19 protein-coding genes are annotated in these 24,588 nt (G+C 31.9%); 15 read left to right on the top strand and 4 right to left on the bottom strand.

Going from position 1 to position 24,588, the window contains the following annotated elements; translation table 11 throughout:
* Window positions 1–127: 127 nt before the first annotated feature.
* The 3 genes from Q0L29_RS14025 to Q0L29_RS14035 all read right to left on the bottom strand — a co-directional run bounded on the left by Q0L29_RS14025 (window position 128) and on the right by Q0L29_RS14035 (window position 2,517).
* Window positions 128–721 carry a tetratricopeptide repeat protein gene (locus tag Q0L29_RS14025; protein ID WP_296622647.1) on the bottom strand — a complete coding sequence of 198 codons (594 nt, stop codon included), beginning with the start codon at window positions 719–721 and terminating at the stop codon, window positions 128–130.
* A gap of 83 nt (window positions 722–804) precedes the next feature.
* Window positions 805–1,656, bottom strand: a complete 852-nt coding sequence (locus Q0L29_RS14030; RefSeq protein WP_296622649.1) for a DUF3108 domain-containing protein — start codon at window positions 1,654–1,656, stop codon at window positions 805–807.
* A gap of 45 nt (window positions 1,657–1,701) precedes the next feature.
* Complete coding sequence (locus tag Q0L29_RS14035) at window positions 1,702–2,517, bottom strand: 2,3,4,5-tetrahydropyridine-2,6-dicarboxylate N-succinyltransferase (protein ID WP_296622650.1); 816 nt, start codon at window positions 2,515–2,517, stop codon at window positions 1,702–1,704.
* A 22-nt stretch (window positions 2,518–2,539) separates the two neighbouring features.
* Here Q0L29_RS14035 and Q0L29_RS14040 point away from each other — a divergent pair, with 22 nt between their 5' ends.
* The 8 genes from Q0L29_RS14040 to Q0L29_RS14075 all read left to right on the top strand — a co-directional run bounded on the left by Q0L29_RS14040 (window position 2,540) and on the right by Q0L29_RS14075 (window position 9,533).
* Window positions 2,540–3,670: a glycosyltransferase gene (locus Q0L29_RS14040; protein WP_296622652.1), complete on the top strand. Its 1,131-nt coding sequence runs from the start codon at window positions 2,540–2,542 to the stop codon at window positions 3,668–3,670.
* A 128-nt stretch (window positions 3,671–3,798) separates the two neighbouring features.
* A complete protein-coding gene (locus Q0L29_RS14045; protein ID WP_296622654.1) occupies window positions 3,799–4,461 on the top strand; it encodes a metal-dependent transcriptional regulator in 663 nt (220 codons plus the stop codon).
* Window positions 4,442–5,389 carry a zinc ABC transporter substrate-binding protein gene (locus Q0L29_RS14050; protein WP_296622656.1) on the top strand — a complete coding sequence of 316 codons (948 nt, stop codon included), beginning with the start codon at window positions 4,442–4,444 and terminating at the stop codon, window positions 5,387–5,389. The genes Q0L29_RS14045 and Q0L29_RS14050 overlap by 20 nt, the downstream gene beginning before the upstream one ends.
* Window positions 5,382–6,167: a metal ABC transporter ATP-binding protein gene (locus Q0L29_RS14055; protein WP_296622658.1), complete on the top strand. Its 786-nt coding sequence runs from the start codon at window positions 5,382–5,384 to the stop codon at window positions 6,165–6,167. Before Q0L29_RS14050 ends, Q0L29_RS14055 begins: the two co-directional genes overlap by 8 nt.
* A 4-nt stretch (window positions 6,168–6,171) precedes the next feature.
* Window positions 6,172–7,464 (top strand): iron chelate uptake ABC transporter family permease subunit, encoded by a 1,293-nt coding sequence (locus Q0L29_RS14060; protein ID WP_296622660.1) that lies wholly within the window; start codon window positions 6,172–6,174, stop codon window positions 7,462–7,464.
* A gap of 76 nt (window positions 7,465–7,540) precedes the next feature.
* The gene (azu, locus tag Q0L29_RS14065; protein ID WP_296622661.1) at window positions 7,541–8,107 is read left to right on the top strand and encodes an azurin; all 567 of its coding nucleotides are present in this window, start codon (window positions 7,541–7,543) and stop codon (window positions 8,105–8,107) included.
* A gap of 52 nt (window positions 8,108–8,159) precedes the next feature.
* A complete protein-coding gene (locus tag Q0L29_RS14070; RefSeq protein ID WP_296622663.1) occupies window positions 8,160–9,041 on the top strand; it encodes a metal ABC transporter permease in 882 nt (293 codons plus the stop codon).
* Window positions 9,042–9,071: 30 nt separating this feature from the next.
* Window positions 9,072–9,533: a DUF255 domain-containing protein gene (locus Q0L29_RS14075; protein ID WP_296622665.1), complete on the top strand. Its 462-nt coding sequence runs from the start codon at window positions 9,072–9,074 to the stop codon at window positions 9,531–9,533.
* Between the two features lie 67 nt (window positions 9,534–9,600).
* Here the strand turns inward: Q0L29_RS14075 and Q0L29_RS14080 are convergent, their stop codons facing one another.
* Window positions 9,601–9,990, bottom strand: coding sequence for a DUF1987 domain-containing protein (locus Q0L29_RS14080; RefSeq protein ID WP_296622666.1), 390 nt, complete (start codon window positions 9,988–9,990; stop codon window positions 9,601–9,603).
* A 161-nt stretch (window positions 9,991–10,151) separates the two neighbouring features.
* Here Q0L29_RS14080 and Q0L29_RS14085 point away from each other — a divergent pair, with 161 nt between their 5' ends.
* The 7 genes from Q0L29_RS14085 to Q0L29_RS14115 form a co-directional block, all read left to right on the top strand.
* Window positions 10,152–12,680, top strand: coding sequence for a hypothetical protein (locus tag Q0L29_RS14085; RefSeq protein WP_296622669.1), 2,529 nt, complete (start codon window positions 10,152–10,154; stop codon window positions 12,678–12,680).
* A gap of 50 nt (window positions 12,681–12,730) precedes the next feature.
* Window positions 12,731–15,871: a SpoIIE family protein phosphatase gene (locus tag Q0L29_RS14090; protein ID WP_296622671.1), complete on the top strand. Its 3,141-nt coding sequence runs from the start codon at window positions 12,731–12,733 to the stop codon at window positions 15,869–15,871.
* The gene (locus Q0L29_RS14095) at window positions 15,868–17,238 is read left to right on the top strand and encodes a hypothetical protein (protein ID WP_296622672.1); all 1,371 of its coding nucleotides are present in this window, start codon (window positions 15,868–15,870) and stop codon (window positions 17,236–17,238) included. The genes Q0L29_RS14090 and Q0L29_RS14095 overlap by 4 nt, the downstream gene beginning before the upstream one ends.
* Window positions 17,239–20,343: a High-affnity carbon uptake protein Hat/HatR gene (locus Q0L29_RS14100; protein WP_296622674.1), complete on the top strand. Its 3,105-nt coding sequence runs from the start codon at window positions 17,239–17,241 to the stop codon at window positions 20,341–20,343.
* Window positions 20,343–21,383 carry a hypothetical protein gene (locus Q0L29_RS14105; RefSeq protein WP_296622676.1) on the top strand — a complete coding sequence of 347 codons (1,041 nt, stop codon included), beginning with the start codon at window positions 20,343–20,345 and terminating at the stop codon, window positions 21,381–21,383. Before Q0L29_RS14100 ends, Q0L29_RS14105 begins: the two co-directional genes overlap by 1 nt.
* Window positions 21,384–21,418: 35 nt before the next feature.
* The gene (locus Q0L29_RS14110) at window positions 21,419–22,660 is read left to right on the top strand and encodes a hypothetical protein (protein ID WP_296622677.1); all 1,242 of its coding nucleotides are present in this window, start codon (window positions 21,419–21,421) and stop codon (window positions 22,658–22,660) included.
* 136 nt (window positions 22,661–22,796) lie between these two features.
* Window positions 22,797–24,588, top strand: a 1,792-nt coding sequence (locus tag Q0L29_RS14115) for an immunoglobulin domain-containing protein (protein WP_367275797.1), incomplete at its 3' end; no start/stop codon positions are given.

The raw sequence follows: 24,588 nt of genomic DNA on the forward strand, positions 1-24,588 counted from the left end.
AGCTAGCCAAAGTCATCAGCAGTTAGACGGAGAAGCTAATTTACTTCTTGTAAATTTTTAATTTTTACGCACAAAAAAAGGTGCTGGATTTGTATCCAACACCTTTCAAATCAATTAGGATTTATAATTAATTACAATATTGGTCATATAAATCATCTGCACCTTCATAACCAATATTTCTTGCCATTTGAATATCATTGCAGCCTCCAGATTGATTGAGATGTAACTTTAACGCACCTCTATATAAATAAGCTTCTGCATTATCTTTATCATTGTTGATGGCAATATTATAATATTCCATTGCATTCTCTACTTGACCAGCTTTGTGATAAGCTCTGGCTAACAAAGTAGCTGCCTGTGATGCATTAGTATTTAATTTATATGCCTTTTCAAATTGAAAAGCTGCATTTTCATAGTCTCTTTCCCTATAAAAATGTTTCCCATAGCTTAAATATGCTCCAATATTTCTAGGATTAATTTCAATTACTTTTAAAAAATCATCAACTGCCTTTTCGTATTGTCCCAGTTCTTCATAGGCTCTACCCCTATTGTAAATAGCAATTTCATGGGCAGGCTTCATTTCTAAATGCTTATTATAAAATTTAATGGCATTTTCATATTCACCTGAATTGTAATATTGGTTTGCAATTTCAAGCTCATCCTTTTCTTGACAAGAAATTAAACAAACTGAAAATAAAATGATAATAGATAAGTACTTCATTATTGAATGATAAAATTTTAAAAATGCAAAATTAATTGAATTGAGCTGGAATAGCTAAATAATAAACAATTTGTTCATTACCGTCAATTACTCATATCAAAGTTGATAGGATATTTAATATTTCGAAAAGATGTAATTTCTATTCCACCAGAACCTACATATAGCTGTGCATTTATTTTTAAAGGAATCTTATTTTTATCTGCTGAAAACCAACCTAGCACAGAATTTTCTCCATCAAAAATTTTCGTCTCAGGCATAACTGGCGTTACTTTATGAGCCCTCACCTTTCCAATGGGTAATTCTAAAGTTTCATCCCCCAAGTATACTATTTCTAAGTTATAGAAAGTATCCTCAAAAAAAGCAGGGACATTAATGGTATCATTGGGCATTAATTTGGAGAAATCAACAGATCTAAAATAAGCAAAACCACTTATCAAATCCCTTATTTGAGGTGGGAATTCAAAATACATATGATTTCCGTACTCATCATCATTTCGTCCCCTAGTTTTTACCTCCAGCATTTGAGAATTATGATCATAGGAAACAATTTCATTTTTCCTGTAATTCCCTTCTTTTATGAATCTATAAGCTTGGTGTGGTACCAATGATGCAGTATCAATATAACCACCCCAATGATCATCAATTTTAGCAACCCAATCTACCATTCCAGTAGTTTTGGCCCTGACATCAACCTTAAAGGCTGCTCTATTATTGATCTTGTATGGGTTTTTATGTACTTTTAATTGCCCTTTACCTACAGTAAAAAAACTATAGTAGATTTTATACTCAATTTCCTCTCCTGCTTCAAATGGAATATTCTCAATAACTGGAAAATCTTCTTGTGGAATTTCTGAATATAAGTCTTCATAATTTTTCTGACCAACAACAGAATAAACCAGAAAAAAAGAAAGGCAAAATAATATCAACTTCTTCATAAATAGACTTCTTCTCAAATTAAATGCCAAACAATTTCCCAACGATTATACGGCAACATTATTCTCTCTAAGAGCAGCATTTAAGGACGTCTTTTTATCAGTACTTTCTTTACGCTTTCCAATGATTAAAGCGCAAGGAACTTGATACTCTCCAGCTGGGAATTTCTTAGTAAATGAACCTGGAATTACTACAGACCTTTCAGGTACATAACCTATATGTTCTACCGGTTTTTCCCCTGTAACATCTATGATTTTTGAGCTTGCAGTTAAGGTTACATTCGCACCTAAAACAGCTTCTTTTCCAATCCGAACTCCTTCAACAATTATACAACGAGAACCAATAAAAGCATTGTCTTCCACTATAACCGGAGCAGCCTGAATAGGCTCCAAAACTCCACCAATTCCAACCCCACCACTTAGGTGAACATTCTTTCCAATCTGAGCACAACTCCCAACCGTTGCCCAGGTATCCACCATAGTTCCGCTATCAACATAGGCACCAATATTTACATAGGAAGGCATCATCACAACACCTGTATTTACGAAAGATCCATAGCGAGCTATTGCATGAGGAACAACTCTAACCCCTAGTTTTTCATAGCCCTTTTTCAACTTTATTTTGTCATGGAATTCAAAAGGCCCAACAGTTATAGATTGCATTTTTTGAAGAGGGAAGTATAAGATTACTGCTTTTTTTATCCACTCATTTACCTTCCAATTTCCTTCACCATCTGGCTCCGCTACTCTAATTTTACCATGGTCTAATTCTTCGACTACGGTCTTCACTGCAATCTGAGTATCCTTATCTTTTAATAATTCTCTATTGTCCCAAGCCTTTTCAATAAATTCTTTAAATTCCATTTTCTGTTTATATCTTTAATCTGTGGATGATAAAATAAAAATCTTAATCGCATCGGTTCTTAAACCTGCCGATGATGTTCGCTCTTGTTATAAGATTGGACAATCATTAGCGCAAACAAATAAATATGAGGTAAATATCATAGGCTTTGAATCAAAAAAGAAAGTAGAATGCAAAAATATTTTTCTTCACCCTATCTTTAAATTCAAAAGAAACTCTATAAAGCGACTAATGGCTCCGTTTTTAGTGCTGAAAATATATCTTAAATTAAAACCTCAACTTATCATAGTCAATACACCTGAATTACTGTGGCTTATGTATTTAATCAGAATTTTATTTGGCGTTAAAACTATTTATGACATACGGGAAAATTACCGATTTAATATTAAACAAAACCAGATTTACAGTGGAGCCATAAAATCATTTGCAACCCTCTTTATTCGAATAAATGAGAGTCTATCAAAATATTTTACGGATGGATTTTTTCTTGCAGAAGAAATATATGAAAAACAACTTAATTTTATACGTAAGAAGCATTATATAAAGCTTTTAAATAAATCAGTGATACCACAAAAACAGGGAATCTATCCTATTGAATACTCGAATCATAAATCATTGAAATTCATATACAGCGGCACTATAGGTAAGGAATATGGGACATTAGAAGCAATACACTTTTGTAAAAAACTATATAAAACAAACCCTACTATCACTTTAATAATAATCGGTTATTCATCAGACTATCAATACCTTAAACTAGTCAAAACAGCAATAAGAGAAGTTAAGTTTATTCAATTAAAAACTTCAGACAAACCTATCCCACAGTCCCGAATAATTTCAGAAATCAAAGATTCTGATATTGCCCTACTGCCCTATCAATTAAATCCTAACATTTCAGGACGATTTCCTACTAAAATATATGATTACTTAGCTTTAGAGATACCTATGATTATCCCGCCTCATCCTCAATGGAAGGCTTATCTTGATCATTTTCAGGCAGGATGCAGTGTGGATTTTATAAAACCTGATATTGACAACTTCAATAAAGAATTCTTTTCAAAAAGCTTCTATATAAAAAGCCCTGGAAATGAAATAAAATGGGAGAGCCAGGAAGATATGTTATTAGATTTTATTAAAAAAATACTATCTAAATAATTTTTTAGACTCATCTTAACTAGCACATAAATACAATTTAAACTTAATTAAGCAGCTTTTAATTATTTATTAAAATAATTTTTAGATTAATCTAATTTTATTTTACCTTGCATTAAATTCTAATATAAATGAAGAAACTTAGTTTTGCTGAGGAAAATTATTTGAAGGCCGTTTACCATCTCTCGAATGCAGGTGAATTGGATGTTTCAACAAATTCCATTGCAGAAGAAATGGACACAAAAGCTGCCTCCGTTTCGGATATGTTACGGAGACTTTCCGAAAAAGAAATGGTGGTGTACAGGAAATATCAGGGAGTGAAAATTTCTGAAAAAGGAAAAACTGCGGCCCTACAGGTAATAAGAAAACACAGACTTTGGGAAGTCTTTTTAGTAGAAAAGTTAAAATTTAATTGGGATCAAGTTCATGAAATTGCAGAGCAATTAGAACATATAAAGTCCCCCCTACTCATCCAGAGATTAGATGATTTTTTAGGGCATCCAAAGTTTGATCCGCACGGTGATCCGATTCCAGACGAAAATGGATTATTCAAAGAAAAGCCTCAAGTACCTTTGGCAGAGGTTGAGATTTCCGGTGACGGAATTGTGGTAGCAGTCAAAGACACCAATTCTATGTTTTTACAACATTTAGACCGAATAGGAATTTACCTTGGAGCCAAAACTAAAGTTACCGAAAAAGTTGAGTTTGATGGCTCGATGGAAATTCTCGTTGACGGAAAAAATAAATTATTCATCAGTAAAGAAGTAGCAGAAAATGTACTGGTCACACACTAAATTAATACTTTTCATATCACTTATTATTTTTACATTCTCTTGTAATCCACTAGAGAAAAAAGAAGGGCAAACTTATATAGTTTGTACCACCGGAATGATCAAAGATGCGGTGGAAAATATAGTTGGAGATAAGGCCAATATTGAAGCCTTGATGGGACCTGGTGTAGACCCCCATTTATACAAAGCAACTCAAGGTGATTTAAAGAAATTACAACAAGCTGATATCATCGTTTATAATGGTTTATTCTTAGAGGGAAAAATGGGAGATGTTCTTCAGAAATTGAAACGAAAAAAAACTGTAATTGCTATGGCAGAATTACTCCCAGATGAAACTTATATTAATAACACAGAATTCCAGGGAGCCTTCGATCCTCATATTTGGTTTGATGTGAATTTGTGGAAAGAAGCTGTTCAATTACTAAGCGAGGAATTAATAAAAACCGACAGTTTAAATCAATCATTATATAATCAGAATGCAAAAGAATTTTCAATTCAACTAGATAGTCTCCATCAAGCAGTTCAATCTCAAATCAATTTGATTCCTGAAGATAAAAAAGTGTTGGTTACTGCTCATGATGCTTTTGCTTATTTCGGCAGAGCTTATGACGTTGATGTAAGAGGTTTACAGGGCATCTCTACCCTATCGGAATTTGGTTTGAGAGATGTTAGTAACTTGGTTGATTTTATTGTTCAAAATGAGATTCCAGCTATCTATACTGAAACCTCTGTATCAGAAAAAGCTATAAAAGCGGTTTTGCAGGGATGTAAAAGCAAAGGGCATGACGTAATCATTGGTGGGAGTTTATATTCTGATGCAATGGGAGAAGATGACACCTTTGAGGGTACTTATATAGGTATGGTGCATTCCAATGTAGAAAAAATTGTAAAGGGATTAACTATGGATTCAAATCAAATGAAAAATGAATAGACAAGTTGAGAATCCGATAATAGAAATTCATGACCTTTCTGTTGCTTATGAACGCAAACCAGTCTTATGGGATGTGGACTTAAGTTTACCGGAAGGACAATTAATAGGAATAATTGGCCCAAATGGAGCTGGAAAATCTACTTTGCTAAAAGCAATCATGGGCCTATTACCTCTTAATAGTGGCTATATCCAAATTAATGGTAAGCCATTAGAGGAAATGCGGCACAAAATCAGTTATGTACCGCAGAGAGAAAGTGTGGATTGGGATTTTCCAACTTCAGTTTATGAAGTAGTTATGATGGGCCGATATGGTCAGCTGGGCTTATTCAAAAGACCTAAAAAAGCTGATAAAGATATAGTAATGGATAGTTTGAGGAAAGTAGGAATGGAGGAGTTTAAAGATCGCCAGATTTCACAACTTTCTGGAGGCCAACAACAGAGAGTCTTTTTGGCCCGTGCATTAGCTCAACAGGCCGACATCTATTTTATGGATGAACCCTTTGCTGGCGTTGATGCTGCAACTGAAAAAGCCATAATCAAATTACTAGGTGAAATGTCGGCTCAAAATAAGACCGTAATTGTGGTTCACCATGACCTACAATCTGTTGCTAAATACTTCGACTGGATCATTCTTTTGAATATGCGGCTGGTAGCTTCAGGACCAATAAATGAAGCCTTTACTCCTGAGCTTTTACAAGAAACTTATGGTGGAAAGCTGACTTTATTGACTGAAATCAGTGATTTAATTCAAAAACATAGATTTCCAAACCGAGAATAATATTATGTGGGAAAATGCTCTCAGCTTTTTTGATTTTGATGATGCCAATGTAATCTATGTTTCATTGGGTACTATCATTTTGGGCGCAGGTGCTGCTGTGGTGGGGGCTTTTACTTTCTTCAGAAAGAAGGCATTGATTGGAGATGCCATAGCTCATGCTATTTTACCGGGTGTCTGTCTTGCCTTTATATTAAGCGGAACTAAAAACTACTTCTTACTCATAACCGGTGCTTTTTTTACAGGCTGGCTTTCAATAATTGCAGTAGATTATATTGTTAAGAAATCAAAAATCAAAGAAGATACCGCTATCGGATTAATATTGTCTGTATTTTTTGGAGTGGGCATCATGCTATTAACTTATATCCAACAATCAGGCAATGCCGCTCAAACTGGATTGGACTCCTTTCTTTTTGGGAAAGCTGCAAGCATGCTGGTTCAGGATGTAATTGTATTTTCAGTTATAAGCATTATCGTGATGATTATGATTTTCCTTTTCTACAAAGAATTAAAACTCATCACTTACGATAAAGATTTTGCTCAGTCTGTTGGTTTACCTGTAAAATGGATAGAATTTCTATTGAGCTCATTAACAGTTTTAGCTGTAGTTACAGGTATTCAAGCAGTAGGTGTTGTATTAATGGCTGCATTACTGATTACACCAACCGCAGCTGCAAAGTACTGGTCTGGTAGCTTGTCCATTATTTTAATTCTAGCAGCAGCAATCGGAGGTTTTTCGGGTGTATCAGGTGCATTTATCAGTTACATTGCACCCAATATGCCTACTGGTCCATGGGTTGTAATGGTTTTATCTGCATTTGCTATTATTTCTATTATGTTTGCTCCAAGAAAAGGATATATTTCTCGCTTATGGCAACAATTAAAAAATAGAAGGCAAATACAAGATGAGAATATTTTGAAAGCCTTTCATCAAATTGCCGAGTCAGAAAATTCATTTGACGAATCCAAATCTATAGAAAAATTGAGGGAGAAGCGGTATTACACCATTCGATTGATGAAAAGAATTCTAGTAAGATTAAAAAGAAATGGATATTTAAAAAGGTCAAAAGAAGGTTATTATCTTTCAGATTATGGACAGCGGAAAGCCGCAAGATTGGTTAAATTACACAGACTGTGGGAATTGTACCTTACTGAATATTTAAGAATTGCTCCTGATCATGTCCATGAAGATGCCGATACTATTGAACACTTAATTACACCCGAATTGGAGAAGAAATTAGAAGAAAAGCTAGGCTATCCTGAAGTAGATCCACATAATTCAAAAATACCTTATGATTAAATGATAAAAAACAAAACATATCCCCTTTTCATACGATTGTATAATAGAATTAATATAAAATTTAAATAATAAAACTATGAGATTACTAAAATTAACACTCAGTATTTTAAGCATTAGTTTGTTTATCGCCTGTGGAGGAAATAATTCTACAGAAGAATCAAACTCTGAAGAGAACAAAATGACTTCAAGAGAAATGATGCAGCAGCAAGCTAAGGAAAAGGAAAATGCACCTAAAGAGACTGCTAACGTAGAAAGCAATGAATCCAATATTGTTGAATTGACTATTGAAGGAAATGATCAAATGAGATTCAATAAAGAGGAGATGAAAGTTAAGGCAGGCTCAACTGTTAAATTGACTTTAAAGCATGTTGGAGAAATGACCAAACAACAAATGGGTCATAATTGGGTGCTTTTAAAGCAAGGAACTGACATAATGGAATTTGGGCAAAAAGCTGCCGGAGCTGCAGATAATGATTATATTCCTCAAGCAGAAGCCAATAAAGTAATTGCCAACACCAAAACATTAGGTGGTGGAGAGGAAACTACCATTACTTTTGAAGCGCCTGCTAAAGGCACTTATGAATTCATATGTTCATTCCCCGGACATGTAGCATTAATGAAAGGTAAATTTATAGTAGAATAAAACTAAATAGGCATCAACTTAAATAGGTGATGCCTTTTATCTTTAATATTCCATGTCCGATTTCTACATCATTTTAACAGGTACATTAGTTGCCATTGCCTGCGGAATTTTAGGCTGTTTTTTAATTTTACGAAAAATGGCAATGGTAGGCGATGCTATTTCTCATGCTATCCTACCAGGAATTGTAATGGCTTTCTTATGGTCGGGCAGTAGAGATTCAGTCACTATGCTTTTAGGTGCTGGGACATTGGGAGTACTAACCACTATTATAATAGAATTTTTACATAAAAAAGGACAACTTCAGACAGATGCCTCTATCGGGGTAACATTCACATGGTTATTTGCCTTGGGGGTAATTCTTATTTCAGCTTTTACTGGTCAGGTAGATCTAGACCAAGAGTGTGTGCTTTATGGTGAAATAGCCTATGTACCTTTAGATACTATCATACTTTCATCGGGTAGAGATATAGGTCCAAAGGCGCTGTACTTAATTGGTTCAGTTTTAATATTTGTCATTTTATTTGTTTCAATAGGGTTTAAACAATTGGAAATCACTTCATTTGATCCAGAATATGCAGTGGCTTTAGGTATTTCAGCTACTCTTTGGAATTATTTATTGATGGCTTTTGTATCCTTCACTACGGTTGCATCTTTTGAATCAGTCGGAGCTATATTGGTAGTTGCATTCTTAATTGCACCAGCAGCAACTGCTTATTTAATAAGTAAAAAATTAAAGACTATGATATTGCTAACTTGTTTGATAGGTTTCATCAGTGCTATTTTAGGTTACTACTTAGCTGTAGCACTTAATGCCTCAATAGCAGGCGCAATGGCAACTGTTTGTGGCTTAATATTTGCAATAGTTTTTACTTATATAAGAATTATGAGTAAAAAAGTCACAAAGGTTACAAATCTTGAATCTGCAAAAGCCTAAATTTGGTACTAGGATAATAATTTAATAAATATGAAGACTACCTTAATAAGCATAGCAATAATATCATTGTTGGTATTTTTTTCTTTTATCTCCAAACCTGAAAATTTAAAAGAAAAGGAGATCAACTGGCTTAGTATAACTGAAGCTTATAAAATGAACCAGAAAGAGCCTAGAAAAATTTTTGTAGACGTTTACACCAACTGGTGCGTATGGTGCAAAAAAATGGATAAAGAAACTTTTTCGGACCCTGGGGTAGTGGATATAGTGAATGAAAAGTTTTATGCTGTGAAACTAAATGCTGAAAATACTGATCCTATCATTATGGCTGGAGATACCACTACAGCTCAAATAATTGCTAGATCAATGGGGGTTACTGGTTACCCTACTATAGTTTATATAAAAGAAGATTTTAAAACCATTCAACCAGTACCAGGGTATCAAAACGCCAAAAAATTTAAGGATACTCTAGAAAAAATATTGGAATGGAAATGAATTATTGGCTTTATGATGTTTTTACATCAGATTAATTAAGTGACTTCCGTTTAATAGGAATTTTATTTTATCCTAAATCATCACGCAAAGCCTTGATTTCAATTTCCATATCTAATGAATCTCTGAAATCTTCAATCTCCTCTCCCATTTCTTCATCACCTTCTACAAAGTTCCAAATAATACTTAGTTGAACACCATTATCCTCTAAATCTTTTAAATCTGTTAAAAGATCAAATAAACACTTTGAAGAAGAGGTATTAAAGTATTTCAGATAAATATTAACATCCAGTTTCTCAGGATTTTTACTTCCAAAAGCCTTCAATTTTGTTCTCAACATATTAAAAAGCATCACCACATCATCATCATATGACTTTCCTTTAATTTGTAAAGTTCCATTTTCTTCATCGAACCGTACGTAAGGAGCAGCTTCTTTGGCTGGAATTTCTAATACACTCATTAATAAAGATTTTTAATTATTAACAATAATAGGGAATATCCTGCTCATTTCTTCATAAATATTTCAGCCTGTAATAAAAATTCGATTAATCAAACTTTTTAATCGATAATCAATGAAATGTTGTTTAAACAATTATTTAAGTTTAGATTTAATTTATGATTGTGAACAAACACATAGCCAACAACTTATACAAAAGTAATATTCAAAAGTATAGTACAATTACTTACATTTTAAACTTATTATGCTTTGGTTGCCTTACATCAGTATTTCTTTTCGGTGCTTATAGTCTATTCAATCCGGACTCAGCCTATTTAGTTGGCATTTTATCATTAGTATTGATTTCAATTTTCAACAGCAAATTAATCCAAAAACCTTATTGGTATTTAAGACCAAAAATAAACCAAGTCCTATTTTCAAATTTATTCAATATATCAAATTTAATTTTCTCCTTGTTATGTATAATTCTGATTTACTTTAATTTTCAATCAACCTCTAAAGAAATTGAATTCGGAATAGTAGGCTCTTTAATTTTCATCTTAGGCCTTCCATTTGCTTATTATATATGGCTAATATTCACCCATGCAAATGAAAAAGGGATTATTGAAATATTTGAAATCAACTCTTTCAAAACCTTTAAAAACTATGAATTTTATTTTATAATTATATTCATTGCGTTATTTGGGGTAGCATATGACTATTTTTCACAAACTGTTGAAGTATTACTTTTTATTCCGGTAGGTGTTCTAATCATTTTATCAATAATTCTATTTATAACTAATAGAATAATCCATAATTCTATACCAAGATATTTTCAATCCATAGAGCATCAACAAATAAATGAAAATATTAATGAAAATTTGGTAGGTGTTTATGAAAAAGATCCCTATCGTTTAATTTCAGTCCTGAACGATGATTTCCCAAAAAAGACCTTTAGTGAACAGAAATATTTATTATTTACCTTAAAAAGAATTGTTGCTATAGATGCAATAGAAAGTTTGGAGTCAATTATTGAAAAATTAAATAATTCAAACCCTATTTATAATATTATACTTGAAGTCCATCAATATCTAGTTAAAATAGACCATCAGGTAGAAGAAATTCAAAACACCTATGAATTTATTGAACAGTCTAACGATATAATAATTATTAAAGGTTTAATAAGGAAACAAATCTCAAATAATGATAAGAACATAATTATAAAGTTATTAAATGACAATAGAGTAACCATTAATAAGCCTGCTTGTGTAGTTGCTGGTTATTACAATGACATCAACATAATATCTTTACTAATAGAACATTTAGAAAAGCCAGAATTAAGCTATTGGGCTCAATTAGCTTTACATAGAATTGGAAATAAATCAATCAAGTATTTAGAAATTGAATTTTCTAAAAGAAAAGAAAACTTATTGTTCGTTGAGTCATGCTTTAATTTGATAGGCAAAATTGGGGATGAAGATGGATATAAACTTCTATTTAGGGCATTAAATGAACCAGATAGTAACATTAGAAAAATAGTCGCTAAGAAAATAATCCTTTATAAAATAAAAGTAACTCAAGATCAAAGAAAGAATTTCAGAAAATTATTTGATGATTTAATAATCACGCTCTTAAGTAATGGCTATTTAATAGAGCAACTTGAAATCAAAAATGAAAATTTCAAACTATTAAAAAATGCAATAGATAATGAGAATAAAGAATCTCTTTTCCTTATTATCAACATTGTTAAATTATATTATAATTCAGATGTAACTGAAAAAATATTTAAAAATTACAGAACAAATTCTAAATCACTTCATGCAGCTTCAAATACACTAATTGATGTAATAATAGATGATAATATTTCTGTTAGAAATAAGCTAAAAGTTTTGTTCTCACCTAAAGAAAAACTTCTTTTAGAATCTATGCAAGAAGAGTTTCCTTCCGTTAATTTAAAACCAAAATTTAATAATGAAGAGGATTTAATATGGTTTATACTTAAAATGGAATATGATCAAATTAATAGCTGGACAAGATCATGTGCTTTAAATATTCTACAATACACATATAAGGAAGATATTCCATTTGAGCTTGCATCCGAATTTCTAAATAAAAATCTTTTACTAAAAGAAACTGCCGCTGCCAATATCTACAAAAATTTACCTGAATTCTACACTATTTTCTTATCCCGCTTAAAAGAAAATGATGCCTCTAAAATTGATTACTTAATCTGTTCAAATCTAGATGTGGTCAATAATAAGCAAATTAATGAAGATAATCTTTTGGTTTATGATAAAATAAGTTTCCTAATAAGTATTCCTTACTTGAATAATTTATCGATATCGGAAATCATTAATTTCCAAGACTATTTTAAGACTAAAGTTTTAAAAGCAGGTGAGCATCAAATTTCATTAGAAGAAGAATTTAATTTAGGTTTTTGGCTTCTGGAGACAGGTAGCTTATCCTTCTCGAAAAATGGAATTGACTTTTATAATTATGACAAGAGAGACATCATTAAGGTATCGGATCATGACAACACTACCGAACATGTGTATTTTTATTGCAAACAGGATGTACGCTTTTTAATTGTAGAAGAAATAATCTTAATGAATATTATTAAAGACTATTATGAGATAATGCAAAAATATATTGATATCTTGCCAGATAAAAGTTCAAAAAAAATAGTTAAAGAATTAAATCAGAACGCTGCTTGATATCTAACGTCAAAAATATTGTCATTCTAGTACTTCTAATCTGTGTAAATTTGCCGATTTTCGGACAATTACAAAAAGTAGACCAATTTCAATTAAATGAATTCTTGGGTGAGAGAGATTTCATCTCAGCTACTCAAAATGATGATCTTTTAATTTATTTTAATACCTCCAAAGGAATTTTAAGCTATGATGGTGAAGAATTCAAGAATGTGAATTTACAGCTACCCAATAATGTAAATGAAATTCAAATTTTCAATGATGTATTATTTATAGCCGCCCAAAATTCATTATTGCAATATTATACTGATAAGGATTCTTTAGTCACACTAGCTGATAAGAATATTCAACAATTCAAAAAAATTAATAATCAGCTATGGATGATCTCTGAAACTGAATTATTGGTTTGGGATAATGATAAATTAAGGAGCATTTATGAAGCAACGGAGGGTGAGATATTTAGATGTTTCGAAATTAATGATAACAGTACGTTATTAGGTCATTCTAATGGATTGACTGTTATAGAAAAAGGTGGAAAAATAAAAACTTTTGCAGGCTATTTGAAGCCAAAAAGAATAAATTCAATCGATTCCATTTCATACATTTTAAGTGGGGATGCCATTTTTGAATTAAACGATGGCAAAGTCACAAGAAATTTTAAAAATGAAAATGCAATAATTGATTTTTACATTGATTATTTTAGTAAAACCTGGTTCATAGAAGATCCAAATATTTTGAAGATTAATGATCTAATAAAATCTAAACCTCTTTATTATGATGGTGAAAATAAATTAATAAAAGGCCAAAGATTATTTACCGATAAGGAAAATAACTTATGGATACTTGGTAAAAACAACTTATTTAAAATCACCCAAAACAATGCGTTTTCTAAATTATTTGAAGAAAATACTTTAGAAGTTTTTGCAGGGAAAAACGGAAATCAAATTATTAAATCTAATGAAATTATAAATTATAATTTCATCTCAGGAATTAAAAGAATTAAGATTCCTGAAACCAACAAACCAATAAAACAATCTTTCGCCTTCCAGAATGAAGATGAATGGGTGATTTCACTTAATAATTCAATTTATTCATTAGCTGAAAATGGAAACACTTTAAATTTAATCAAAAAAGAAAGCAATTATATCCCATTAAAAACTATTGCCAATAACAAATTCTTAGCAAAAAATGATAATGGAAATTTATTTATAACAAATGCTGAATTTGATCCTATCAAAAAAATAGAAAATGTAGATTTCAAAAAGAAAATAACTTTCTTTAATCAAAAAATATATGCTTTTTCAAATAATAATACAGTTACCATTTTGGATAGCATAGGTGATGTTAAAAATAAAATATCAATAGCTGACTCCATTAATCTTGAAAATATCATCCCTTCAAAAAATGGTCTTTGGTATTTTACTCCTACAAATATTCATAAAATTGATACAATTGGAAATATTAGGGAAATCAAATTTGATACTAAAATAAATCTTAACTCTGAACTCATTCTTAATATCTATGATGATAATGATGAAAATTTATGGGTATCATCTAAAAATAGGTTGCTGCGATTTCCAATCAGTGACAGAAATGGTGAATTAACACTTCAAAAACCTGTGTCTTATAATAAAAATGACTTCCTATTCTCAACCTTTTTTAAATCTGTAGAAAAAGACGCAACAGATCTTCTGTGGTTTTTAAATGAAGACGGAATATCGATTTATAATCCTTTGAAGGAAATTCCTAATCTAGTACCTCCAGGTATAAGAATTGAAAATGCATTTTCTTATCAGTTAGATGATTTTAATAATCCAATTGATACAGTTTCATTGATTAATGATAATAAAAGAATTAATAGTAATTCAGTGGTAGTTATAGAACCCAAAATAATTAATCATTTAAATAACCACAAGTCTACAATTGGTTATAAAAATTTAAGTATTAATCAATCTGAAAGAAGAATTGATAATGGAGAGTTAATTATTTTAACAGAATTAGAAGATGGCCTTAATACCATTACCTTAAAAGCATACAATAGCAATGGAATTGAAAGTAAAGAAGTGGCAAATATAAATATATATGTAACACCACCTATTTGGAAACGAAACTGGTTCTATTTGACAAGTGCATTATCTCTTCTTTTCTTAGGCTTTATAGGATATAAAACTGTAATAAGTTTAAAAAACAGCAGGGCTCGGGAACTAGAGGAGGAATTGCATAAAGGCCTTGAAGATTTGGAAAAAAAATCACACTTACAGATCTTAAAAGCTGAAAGACTAAAGCAATTAAACGAACTTATCACATCTCAAAAAAGTGAATTAGAAAAGAAAAATAAACAGATTGAATCACAGAAATACGAATTATCATTAACTACCCAACAAATTAAAAAACAAAAAGACTTACTGGAAGAAACCAGTAGCAAGCTGACTTCAAGTATCAATTACGCTAAAAGAATTCAAAATGCATTGATGAGTACTGAGGTGGAAATCAAAAAAGCCTTTAATGACAGCTTTGTCTATTTCCTCCCAAGAGATGTTGTAAGTGGTGATTTTTTCTGGTTTAATAAAGCTACAAATGATAAAGGGGAAGAATTATTAATTTTAGCCGCAGTAGATTGTACTGGTCATGGTGTACCAGGAGCTATTGTTAGTGTTGTGGGTATGAACTTACTGAACAATATTACTAAACTGAAAAAAATATATGATCCTGGTCAAATCTTAACTGAAATGAACAAGGATATTATTTCTGACCTTAGGCAGGATGAAACTCAGGTTAATGATGGTATGGATATGACCATTGTAACCTATAATACCGTGACCAATCAATTGTACTTTGCTGGTGCAAAAAATCCATTGATGTATATTGAAGACAATGAATTAATACGAATTAAGGGTGATAAATATGCTATTGGAGGGCAGCAAAGGGGTGATGATAGAGATTTTCAAACACATCATTTAGATTTAACTGATGGCAAAAAAAGAACATTTTATTTATTCTCCGATGGTTATCAAGATCAATTTGGAGGAGAAAAAGGCTTCAAATATTTGGTAGGGAATTTCAAAAAACTTCTGGTTTCCATTCATGAAAAGAATGCATTGGAACAAAAAACTATTTTACATGAAGAAATAGAAGAATGGAAAGATGGATATGCTCAAACAGATGATATACTTGTAATAGGGTTTAAATTATGAAAAAACAGAAGTATCATATCATCATAAAATTCACTGCAAATGACAACATTAAAAGTCCTGATCAGGAATTAGGTTGGGTAGATTATTTTGCAAAATTTTTAAAAACAGGAATAGCTTATAAGCTAGAGAACCAATTAGAAATAAGCTATAAAACTGAGTTAGATTTAATTACAAAGGATGATTTTAATAATACAGATTTAATTTTTTACATCCTCTCTCCTGCTATGGTTTTTGCTTCTAATATCAATCAAGATTCAACAGAACTTGAGCAAGCCTTAAATTTTGATATCCCTCTCATAAATTCCAAAATCAAAAAAGTATTTAAAGCCCCTGTTAAAATTGAGGAATTACCATTATCACTTTCAACTCCTACTTATTATCGATTTTATGATAACAGCTTGATTAATGAAGAAAGTTATGAAACTTATGAGGGGTGGAATAAATTTCAGAATAATGAAAACTATTGGAAAGTTTTTGCAGATGTCCTGATTGATACAATATCCATTTTGGAAAATGAAGAAATTGAAATTAGTAGCAAAGTATTTATCTCTGATAAGAATAAGAGCTATTATCATTCAAGAAACACCATAAAAAGAGAACTAAAAGCATTTAATTCTGAAATATTTCCTGATGAAGATTTTTCAATAGAAGCTAATTACATGGAAGATCCAGAGGAATTTTTTATGAAAAAGTGTGATATGGCTATTCATTTTCCCGATGAATTTATTGGGCTTACCAGCGAAAAAAGAAAAAAAGCATTTGAAAAAACACCTGAATTAAAAAGATTGATCTGGTTTAGTCCTGTTGAAAGTCAACAACCAGAAAAAAAAGCATATTACAACGAATTAAAAGTTCAATTAAAACCCTACCCTAATATTGAGGCAGTCGAGTCGACTATAGAAGAATTTAAAGAAATCGTCAAGGAGAATATTAGTAAAATAAAGGATCAGTCAACAACTGAAATTCAGTCAGTGAAAAAAATTATTTATATTATATCTGATAGTATCATAAAAAAACAAAGTTTAGAATTACTTCTAAATGACGAAACAATTTCAAAGAATTATGAATTAAAATTAATTGACAATGTAGAAAATGTGACAGATTACAGACATCTACATTACGAATTATTAAGAAAGTCTGATTATTTCTTTATTTTATTTTTTAAAAATAATTTGCCATGGCTTAACTCCATGTCAGGTGAAATAAAAAAAGCACCAGGCTTCAGGAATAATAAAGAAATTTTAGGCAAATATATTTTATACAATGAAAACACTATATTTAATGATGAAAAATTTAAAGGTTTTCAATTGATTAAGAAAAATGAACCGGAACAATTATTAGAAGTAGTTAGAAAATTAGCGGTTTAAGTGCAAGAAAACAACATTTATAATAGGGGGAACAAATTCAATCCATTTCCTGGGTTAAGACCTTTCGGAATTGAGGAAAGCTATCTTTACTTTGGTCGTGAAGGCCAAAGTGATGAGGTATTGGCTATACTCGAAAAAAACCGATTTGTCAATATATTAGGATCTTCAGGTACTGGTAAGTCCTCCCTGATGTTTTCAGGTGTAATTCCTACTTTACATGGTGGGTTTATTTCGCAAGCTGGAAATGAGTGGGAAATAATATCAGCCAAACCAGGATTAGATCCAATTAAAAATTTAGCCTTTGGATTTAAAGAGCATATAGAATCTAAAACGAAGGAAGAAGAAATAGATTTTGCTGAAAGCCTTATAAACGAACACTTATTTGAAGCGGTTCTTAATAAGAGCACAAAAGGTATTAGCGAATTATTCAAGCTTAACAAACATTTAAAAGGTAAAAACCTTCTATTATATTTAGATCAATTCGAAGAAATTTTCAGATTTAGAAAATTAGGAGAAACCAAACACATCAATGAATCATTAGCTTATGTAAATCTGATTTTAGAGGCTATAAGTCAGACAGAATTACCTATTTATATTGCGCTATCAATGAGATCAGATTTTTTGGGCGATTGTGAACAATTCCCTGAATTAACCAACAAAATTAATGATAGCCATTACCTGATTCCACAAATGACTAGGGAACAGAAAAAGCTTGTTATCACTGGGCCGATAGCAGTTGGTGATGCCAAAATATCAAATAGATTAGTTCAAAGATTACTTAATGATATGGGAGATCGTTTCGATCAACTCCCGGTATTGCAACACGCTCTAATGAGGACCTGGGATTATTGGGTGGAAAGCGAAGCAAAAGGCGAACAATTAGATTTTATTCACTATGAGGCTATAGGAGGTGTAAATGAAGCTTTATCAAGACATGCAGATGAGGCTTTTTATGAATTAAATGAGGAGGAAAAAGAAATCTGTGAAAAACTTTTTAAAACCATAACTGAAAAAAGAAGTGATAATGATGGAATTAGAAGGCCTACTCCTTTAAAAGAAATTGCCCAAATAGTTGATGAAGAGGAATTTACACTCATAAAAATCATTAATAAGTTCCGAATTGAAGGTCGTGCACTCTTAACACCTCGTGAAGAAATTGAATTAGATAGTAATTCAGTAATTGATATTAGCCATGAGGCTTTAATGCGGGTTTGGTATAGACTTAGAAACTGGGTACATGAAGAATCGCAATCTGCTCATATTTATCTGCGGTTATCTGAAGCGGCTAATAAATATCAGCAAGGAAGCGGAGGATTATGGAGGCCACCAGATTTACAGCTGGCCATTGAATGGAGAAACAGTACGAAACCTACTTTAAAGTGGGCACTTCAATATGAAAATAATTTTGAAGCTGTAATCCTTTTCTTAGAGAAAAGTGAAGACTCTTATAAAAAAGAACTTGAAACTAAAGAGCTTCTTCAGAGAAGAAGACTAAAACGTTCGAAAATTATAGCCACGGTTTTAGGGTCTGCTGCAGTGCTTTCAATTATCTTTCTATTTTATGCTTTCAATCAAAGTAATCTTGCAGAAAGACAAAGGGAAATAGCTGAATTAAATTCTAAGGCAGCACAAAGAAATGCGGATATAGCCAAAGAAAACGAACTAAAAGCTCAAAGACAGCAAATTGAAGCAAACAAGTCGAGTATTAGAGCAAATTATGAAAGAGAAAAAGCTGTATTAAGCTCTCTAATTGCACAAGAAGCACAAGATGTAGAAAGACGTGCAAGACAAGAACTTGCTATTAAAGCTCAGCAAGAAATTGATGCCAGGAAATTTGCACAGGAGCAACAAAAAAAATTAGAAGAAACTAATGTCAAATTACAGGACGAACAGAAAAATTCAAGGCAACTAAGTTTGAGAGCAATAGCTCAATCTTTGGCTGTGAAATCACATCAAATGGAAGATGATCAACTTCAAGGACTTTTAGCCTATCTGGGTTTTAAGTTTAACATTAATAATGAGGGGTATGACAGCAATAATGATATATATAATGGATTATTTTACGCTGTAAAAAACTTTGATCCGGATTATTTTAATGCCTTTAAAAGTAAATCAACCGATGTTCGATCATTACAATTTGTGAAAAATAAATATTTATATACAACCAGTACTTCAGGAAGAATTAATGCCTGGGAGGTAGAAAACATGACTGCCACTAGAAGTATGGTGATTTTTGATGAGGAAGGCGTATTTGTTAAAAAAATATTTGTAGATAAAGAAAATCAAAGATTAGTAGCACTTACAGATGGATCTGATTTTTATGTAATTGATGTTTCCAAAAGAATCAGAGAAGTAAAAAAATACTCCTTACCCAATAGTTATGCTTTCGATATAACTTTTATGGAAGGAAAAACAGATTTTTACATGTCCGCATCAGATAATTATATTTATAAATTTGAAAACAACAAATTAGAACCTTATTTGAATACTAACAGCAGAATATATGATATGGAACTCATCAATGATAACCTATTAGCTACAGGTAATAATGATGGCAAAATTGAATTATGGGATTTGAGCTCTAAAGAAGTTAAAACAACTATTAGAGAAGCCAATGATAAATATATACATTCTATTTCTTATGCCAACAACCTTTTGGCTGCGGGCGATAATTCTGGACAAGTAAATTTATTTTATTTGGATAATAGTTATAATGTCACCAATTCCATTACGCTTAGAGGTAGTGATGGAGAAATTATGACCGATATAACTTTCAACGAAGCAGAAAATCAAATTATTTCGGCCAGTACAAGAGGAACCATAAGAATTTGGAATTTGAATGATCCTGACGAATTTCCAATGATCATAAATGAGCCGGGCTCATGGGTAAATGCCATTGCTTTACTAGATGATTCCCATATTTTTGCAGGTTGTAAAGATCAGGTTTTTAGATTATATCCTATAAAAAGTAAACTACTGGCGGAAACTCTAAAACAGAAAATCAGTAGAGATATCACTCAAGAAGAATGGGACCGATATATAGGTGATGACCTGGATTATAGCCCAGTTTTTGAACAAAGTAAATTTATTGATCAGTCGAAATAATGAAATACATAATCATAACATTATTTATTTTAATACTTTCAACAGCTAAGATATTTGCTCAATCAAGTTGTGAAAGAAGTTTGAATGAGGCTAGAGCTGATTATTCCAGTGGAAATCTATATGCTGTACCTGGGAAATTAAATGATTGTTTAGAAGAGGGATTCAATAAAGTAGAAAAAATAGAAGCTTTAAGGTTACTAACCCTTACTTACATCAATATAAATCAACAGGAAAAAGCAAAAACAACTTTGATTAAATTATTAAACTTAAAAACTGATTATCAAGTAATTGAAAATGTTGACCCCTCTGAACTGTATTCTCTTTACAGAAAAATTGATACCGATATTAAATACTTTTTAGGGATTACCGCTGGATTAAATTATAACATCATAAGGCCTCAATTAATTAGAAATACAAATCCATTGGGAAATCATGATCCTGACTACAGTAAAAAATTGTCAAATCCCCAGCTTGGTATTCAATATTTATACCCTATTTATAAGAACATAATGGTTGGAGCAGAACTTCAGTATCAAAATCAAAAATTTTCTTACTCTGAAATAAACGATTATGATAACGAAAATATCACTACTATTGAGTATGATAGTAATAATGACGGTATAAATCTTAATTTAAATCTAAGATATTATAGAGATTACTATCAATGGAAACCTTTTGTAGAGGTTGGGACAAGTGGAAGATTTAATCTTAATTATGATTTTATAAATTATAATAGTGAATATGAAAAGTCACCAGATGAAGAAACTATTGAGAAAAGTGATGACCTTTACTCCTACAGGACTAAACTTAATATTGCTTTAAATGCTAATCTTGGAACAATGATAAAATTGGGAGAGAATTATGGTGAAATTAAATTTGGAGTTAGTAATTACTTTCGTAACCATTTAAATGAAGAAGGTATAAAAAAAGCCTCAACTAGAACTTTATTTAACGGTATGGCTCTTAAGGATGATAACTATGTAAATCTAATCTATCAGCTAAATTTTACCTTTAATATTCCATACTTTAACTTTCAATGAAATTTCAAAGCTACATAAAGACTTTATTTATATTGATGTTTACAATAACATCATGCAACTTGGATCCATTACCGGAGGATCAACTTCCAAGTTTTGATAAATTATACGCGGTATCTCTAAATGTAGAAGCTGTTGATTTTATTTGTAAGCCTAATGCAAGTGGTTACATTATAGTTGGAAATTTAAAATCAACTGAAAATTCTGATATTATTATAATTGATGTTGGTACAGACGGTATGCAGAGAAATTTACATAGAATCAATACTCCTACTTTTGACGAAGCTGTCAGTGCTAAGTTATATGAAGATGATAATTCAGTATTAATTTTAGGTCACAGAAAATCAGACCCCTCCCAAGCAAACATTGGCCAGAATATACTAATTAAATCTAATTTAGATGGCATTCCTATTCGTGCGGATAATGTCAACTCTGAAGATACTATTTCAGCTGAATTCAAAATTTTAACGATAAATGAAAATAATCCAGTTCAACTTAATGATTTTTTAATTATCCCTCCTAATTTAATAGCTGTAGGTCGTATTCGAGAGTCCCCTACCGGTGCTTCCAATAGAATCACGCAAATTTTTGATATTACTTCTGCAAGTTTTAATAATAAAAATGATTCATTATTTGATAAAATTAGGGAAAAACCTGATGCTATTGTCTATGATAACAGTAGAAGCCTCAAAATTAGAAAAGGAAACACCCCTTCTGTAGTATACGAGGTTATGGGGCAGAATATTAGCGAAAATCCAAATGGAGAAGTAAATGGCGTATCTTTAAATATAAGTTGGGATATTTATACTAATTTGGAGTCAGGTGCAAGTGAAAGAATATATATTGGAACAGATACAGATGAAGCTTTCGGTGATATATTATTTCACTCCAATGGAAAAAATTATATAGCTGGGAACTATGTTAATACTGACACGGTTTTTCTCATTTCTAAAGAATACACAGGGGTTAATAATAATGTTGGTCAAAAAATATATACTACCACCGAGTATGGAAATAAAGTTTCAAGTCTAACAGAAGATGATGATGGAAATATCATCATGGCTTTAATAGATGAAACTGATATTAATAATAATTCCCTTTTATTGAAATTTTCACAAGCAGGAGAGCCAATTGAAGATCAAAATCTTAAATTTATTAGTACTGGATTATATAACATAAAAAAAATTGAAAATGAAGCTGGAAACATACTAGTGATTCTATCTCAAAAAACATTCGAAAATAATTCGACAGCCATCGGTTTAATGAAGATTAAATTTTAGTAAAATTCTATTATTAGATATAAATTTGTCAGTCACTCCCCAATTTATTATATTGTAAGTTACACTAAACTAAAAAGATACGAAGCACATTTACAATTATATAAGGTTTATTGTTCTTTTGAGCTCATTGTTGGTAATGGGGAGGGAGAGTTATGGGCAAGTAACTATTGGTACTGTAACCTTAAATAATATTTGCCCAGATGGATCTTACAATCCTATACCAGCTAATTATTTTGGCGGATCTGTTCAGTTTTATATCGAAGAAAATAATCCAGGTGAAATCCAAGGGACTAATAGCACTGATCGAATTTTAAAATTAGCAGCCCCTGCTGGTTTTGAATTTCGACCAGGTGTCGGCTCAATAAATTATGATGTAACTGGTGACATGAGCAATGCTGTTATAAACGTTACTGCATCTGAAATTACCGTAACAGTTTCGTATGCAGCAACTGGAAATGTTAATAATGATATTGACTATTTAGATTTTAATAATATTGAAGTAAGAACAATAACAGGAAATTCGTCAGGGGATATTGTTAGAACCGGGGCAACAACTTACAATATCATTGGTTTCCCTGACGGAACTTCAATAGCCTCTTTATCAAGTACAGAATTAATATCATTTACTTCACCCCCTGAAAACACGACTGTATGTGAATCATCTCTTGCATCTTTTAGTGTAGGAGCATCTGGAGGAACTCTTAACTATCAGTGGCAGGAAAATGATGGTACAGGATTTGTAAATATATTAAACGGTGGTATTTATTCGGGTGTTAATTCAGCTACTTTGAATATTTCTTCAGCAGCAGCCTCAATGAATGGATATTCTTACAGAGTAGTAGTTGATAATGATTATTGCTTCGAAACCTCAGCAGATGCACTACTTAATGTGGACAGTGCCCCAGCTACAATAAATACAAATCCAACAAATAAAATAATTTGTAAAAACGATAATACTTCGTTTTCAGTAGCTGCTTCAGGCGATGGCTTATCTTATCAGTGGAGAGAAAACGGAGTCATTTTAGCTGATGGTGGAATTTATAGTGGAGCAACCACTGCTACTTTAATATTAACTAATGTACCCTCAACTGAAAATGGGAATTCCTATGATGTAGTAGTTAGCGCAACTTGTGGGCTTGATGTCACTAGTACATCTGCTACTTTAACAATTAATGAGAGACCTGAAATTGTTACCCAACCCTCCTCCAGTACAATTTGTGAGAACCCGGGCAATACTTCCTTCACCGTAGATGCAGGGGTAACATCCTCACCAACCTATCAATGGCAGGAAAGTACTGATGGAGGAATAACCTATAGCAACCTGTCCGATGCAGGAATTTATTTAGGCACGACAACGGCTACCCTAAACCTTACAGGAACCACACCCACAGAAGATGGAAATTTATACAAGGTAATCGTAAGTGGGGCTTGTACACCAAGTGTTACAAGTGATCCAGCAATCCTAACTGTGGAAGAAGAAGCTAATATCACCGCTAATCCAACTAATGCAACCGCTTGTGAAGGTAGCAATGTCAGCTTCAGCCTTACCGCACAGGGGGCAGATCTGCAATACCAATGGCAGCTTAGCACTGATAATGGTGTCAGCTTTGGCAACTTAACCAATACTGTGCTTTACAGTGGAGCAACTACCGCTACCTTAACCTTGACCGGCATCAGTAGTACCGAAAACAGCTATCAATACCGTGCTCTAGTTAGCAATGGAGCCGCTAGCCCATGTAATGCAGTGGCAACAAGTACTGCCGCAACCTTAACCGTTGATGAAAAACCTGAAATCACCACTCAGCCAACATCAAGTACTATCTGTGAGGCAGGAAGTACTTCTTTCGTGGTTAACGCAGGAGCCACTACCCTGCCAACCTATCAATGGCAGCTAAGCACTGATGGTGGACTAAATTACAGCGATCTTA

Origin of the sequence: Marivirga sp. (genome assembly GCF_024636815.1) — a bacterium.
Lineage (GTDB): Bacteria > Bacteroidota > Bacteroidia > Cytophagales > Cyclobacteriaceae > Marivirga.

Bases quoted from the DNA above. Each gene is read 5' to 3' on its own strand.
- azu (WP_296622661.1), top strand. From the start codon at position 7,541: ATGAGATTACTAAAATTAACACTCAGTATTTTAAGCATTAGTTTGTTT.
- Q0L29_RS14025 (WP_296622647.1), bottom strand. From the start codon at position 721: ATGAAGTACTTATCTATTATCATTTTATTTTCAGTTTGTTTAATTTCT.
- Q0L29_RS14035 (WP_296622650.1), bottom strand. From the start codon at position 2,517: ATGGAATTTAAAGAATTTATTGAAAAGGCTTGGGACAATAGAGAATTA.
- Q0L29_RS14095 (WP_296622672.1), top strand. From the start codon at position 15,868: ATGAAAAAACAGAAGTATCATATCATCATAAAATTCACTGCAAATGAC.
- Q0L29_RS14105 (WP_296622676.1), top strand. From the start codon at position 20,343: ATGAAATACATAATCATAACATTATTTATTTTAATACTTTCAACAGCT.
- Q0L29_RS14050 (WP_296622656.1), top strand. From the start codon at position 4,442: ATGTACTGGTCACACACTAAATTAATACTTTTCATATCACTTATTATT.
- Q0L29_RS14070 (WP_296622663.1), top strand. From the start codon at position 8,160: ATGTCCGATTTCTACATCATTTTAACAGGTACATTAGTTGCCATTGCC.
- Q0L29_RS14080 (WP_296622666.1), bottom strand. From the start codon at position 9,990: ATGAGTGTATTAGAAATTCCAGCCAAAGAAGCTGCTCCTTACGTACGG.
- Q0L29_RS14110 (WP_296622677.1), top strand. From the start codon at position 21,419: ATGTTTACAATAACATCATGCAACTTGGATCCATTACCGGAGGATCAA.
- Q0L29_RS14030 (WP_296622649.1), bottom strand. From the start codon at position 1,656: ATGAAGAAGTTGATATTATTTTGCCTTTCTTTTTTTCTGGTTTATTCT.
- Q0L29_RS14060 (WP_296622660.1), top strand. From the start codon at position 6,172: ATGTGGGAAAATGCTCTCAGCTTTTTTGATTTTGATGATGCCAATGTA.
- Q0L29_RS14075 (WP_296622665.1), top strand. From the start codon at position 9,072: ATGAAGACTACCTTAATAAGCATAGCAATAATATCATTGTTGGTATTT.
- Q0L29_RS14045 (WP_296622654.1), top strand. From the start codon at position 3,799: ATGAAGAAACTTAGTTTTGCTGAGGAAAATTATTTGAAGGCCGTTTAC.
- Q0L29_RS14055 (WP_296622658.1), top strand. From the start codon at position 5,382: ATGAATAGACAAGTTGAGAATCCGATAATAGAAATTCATGACCTTTCT.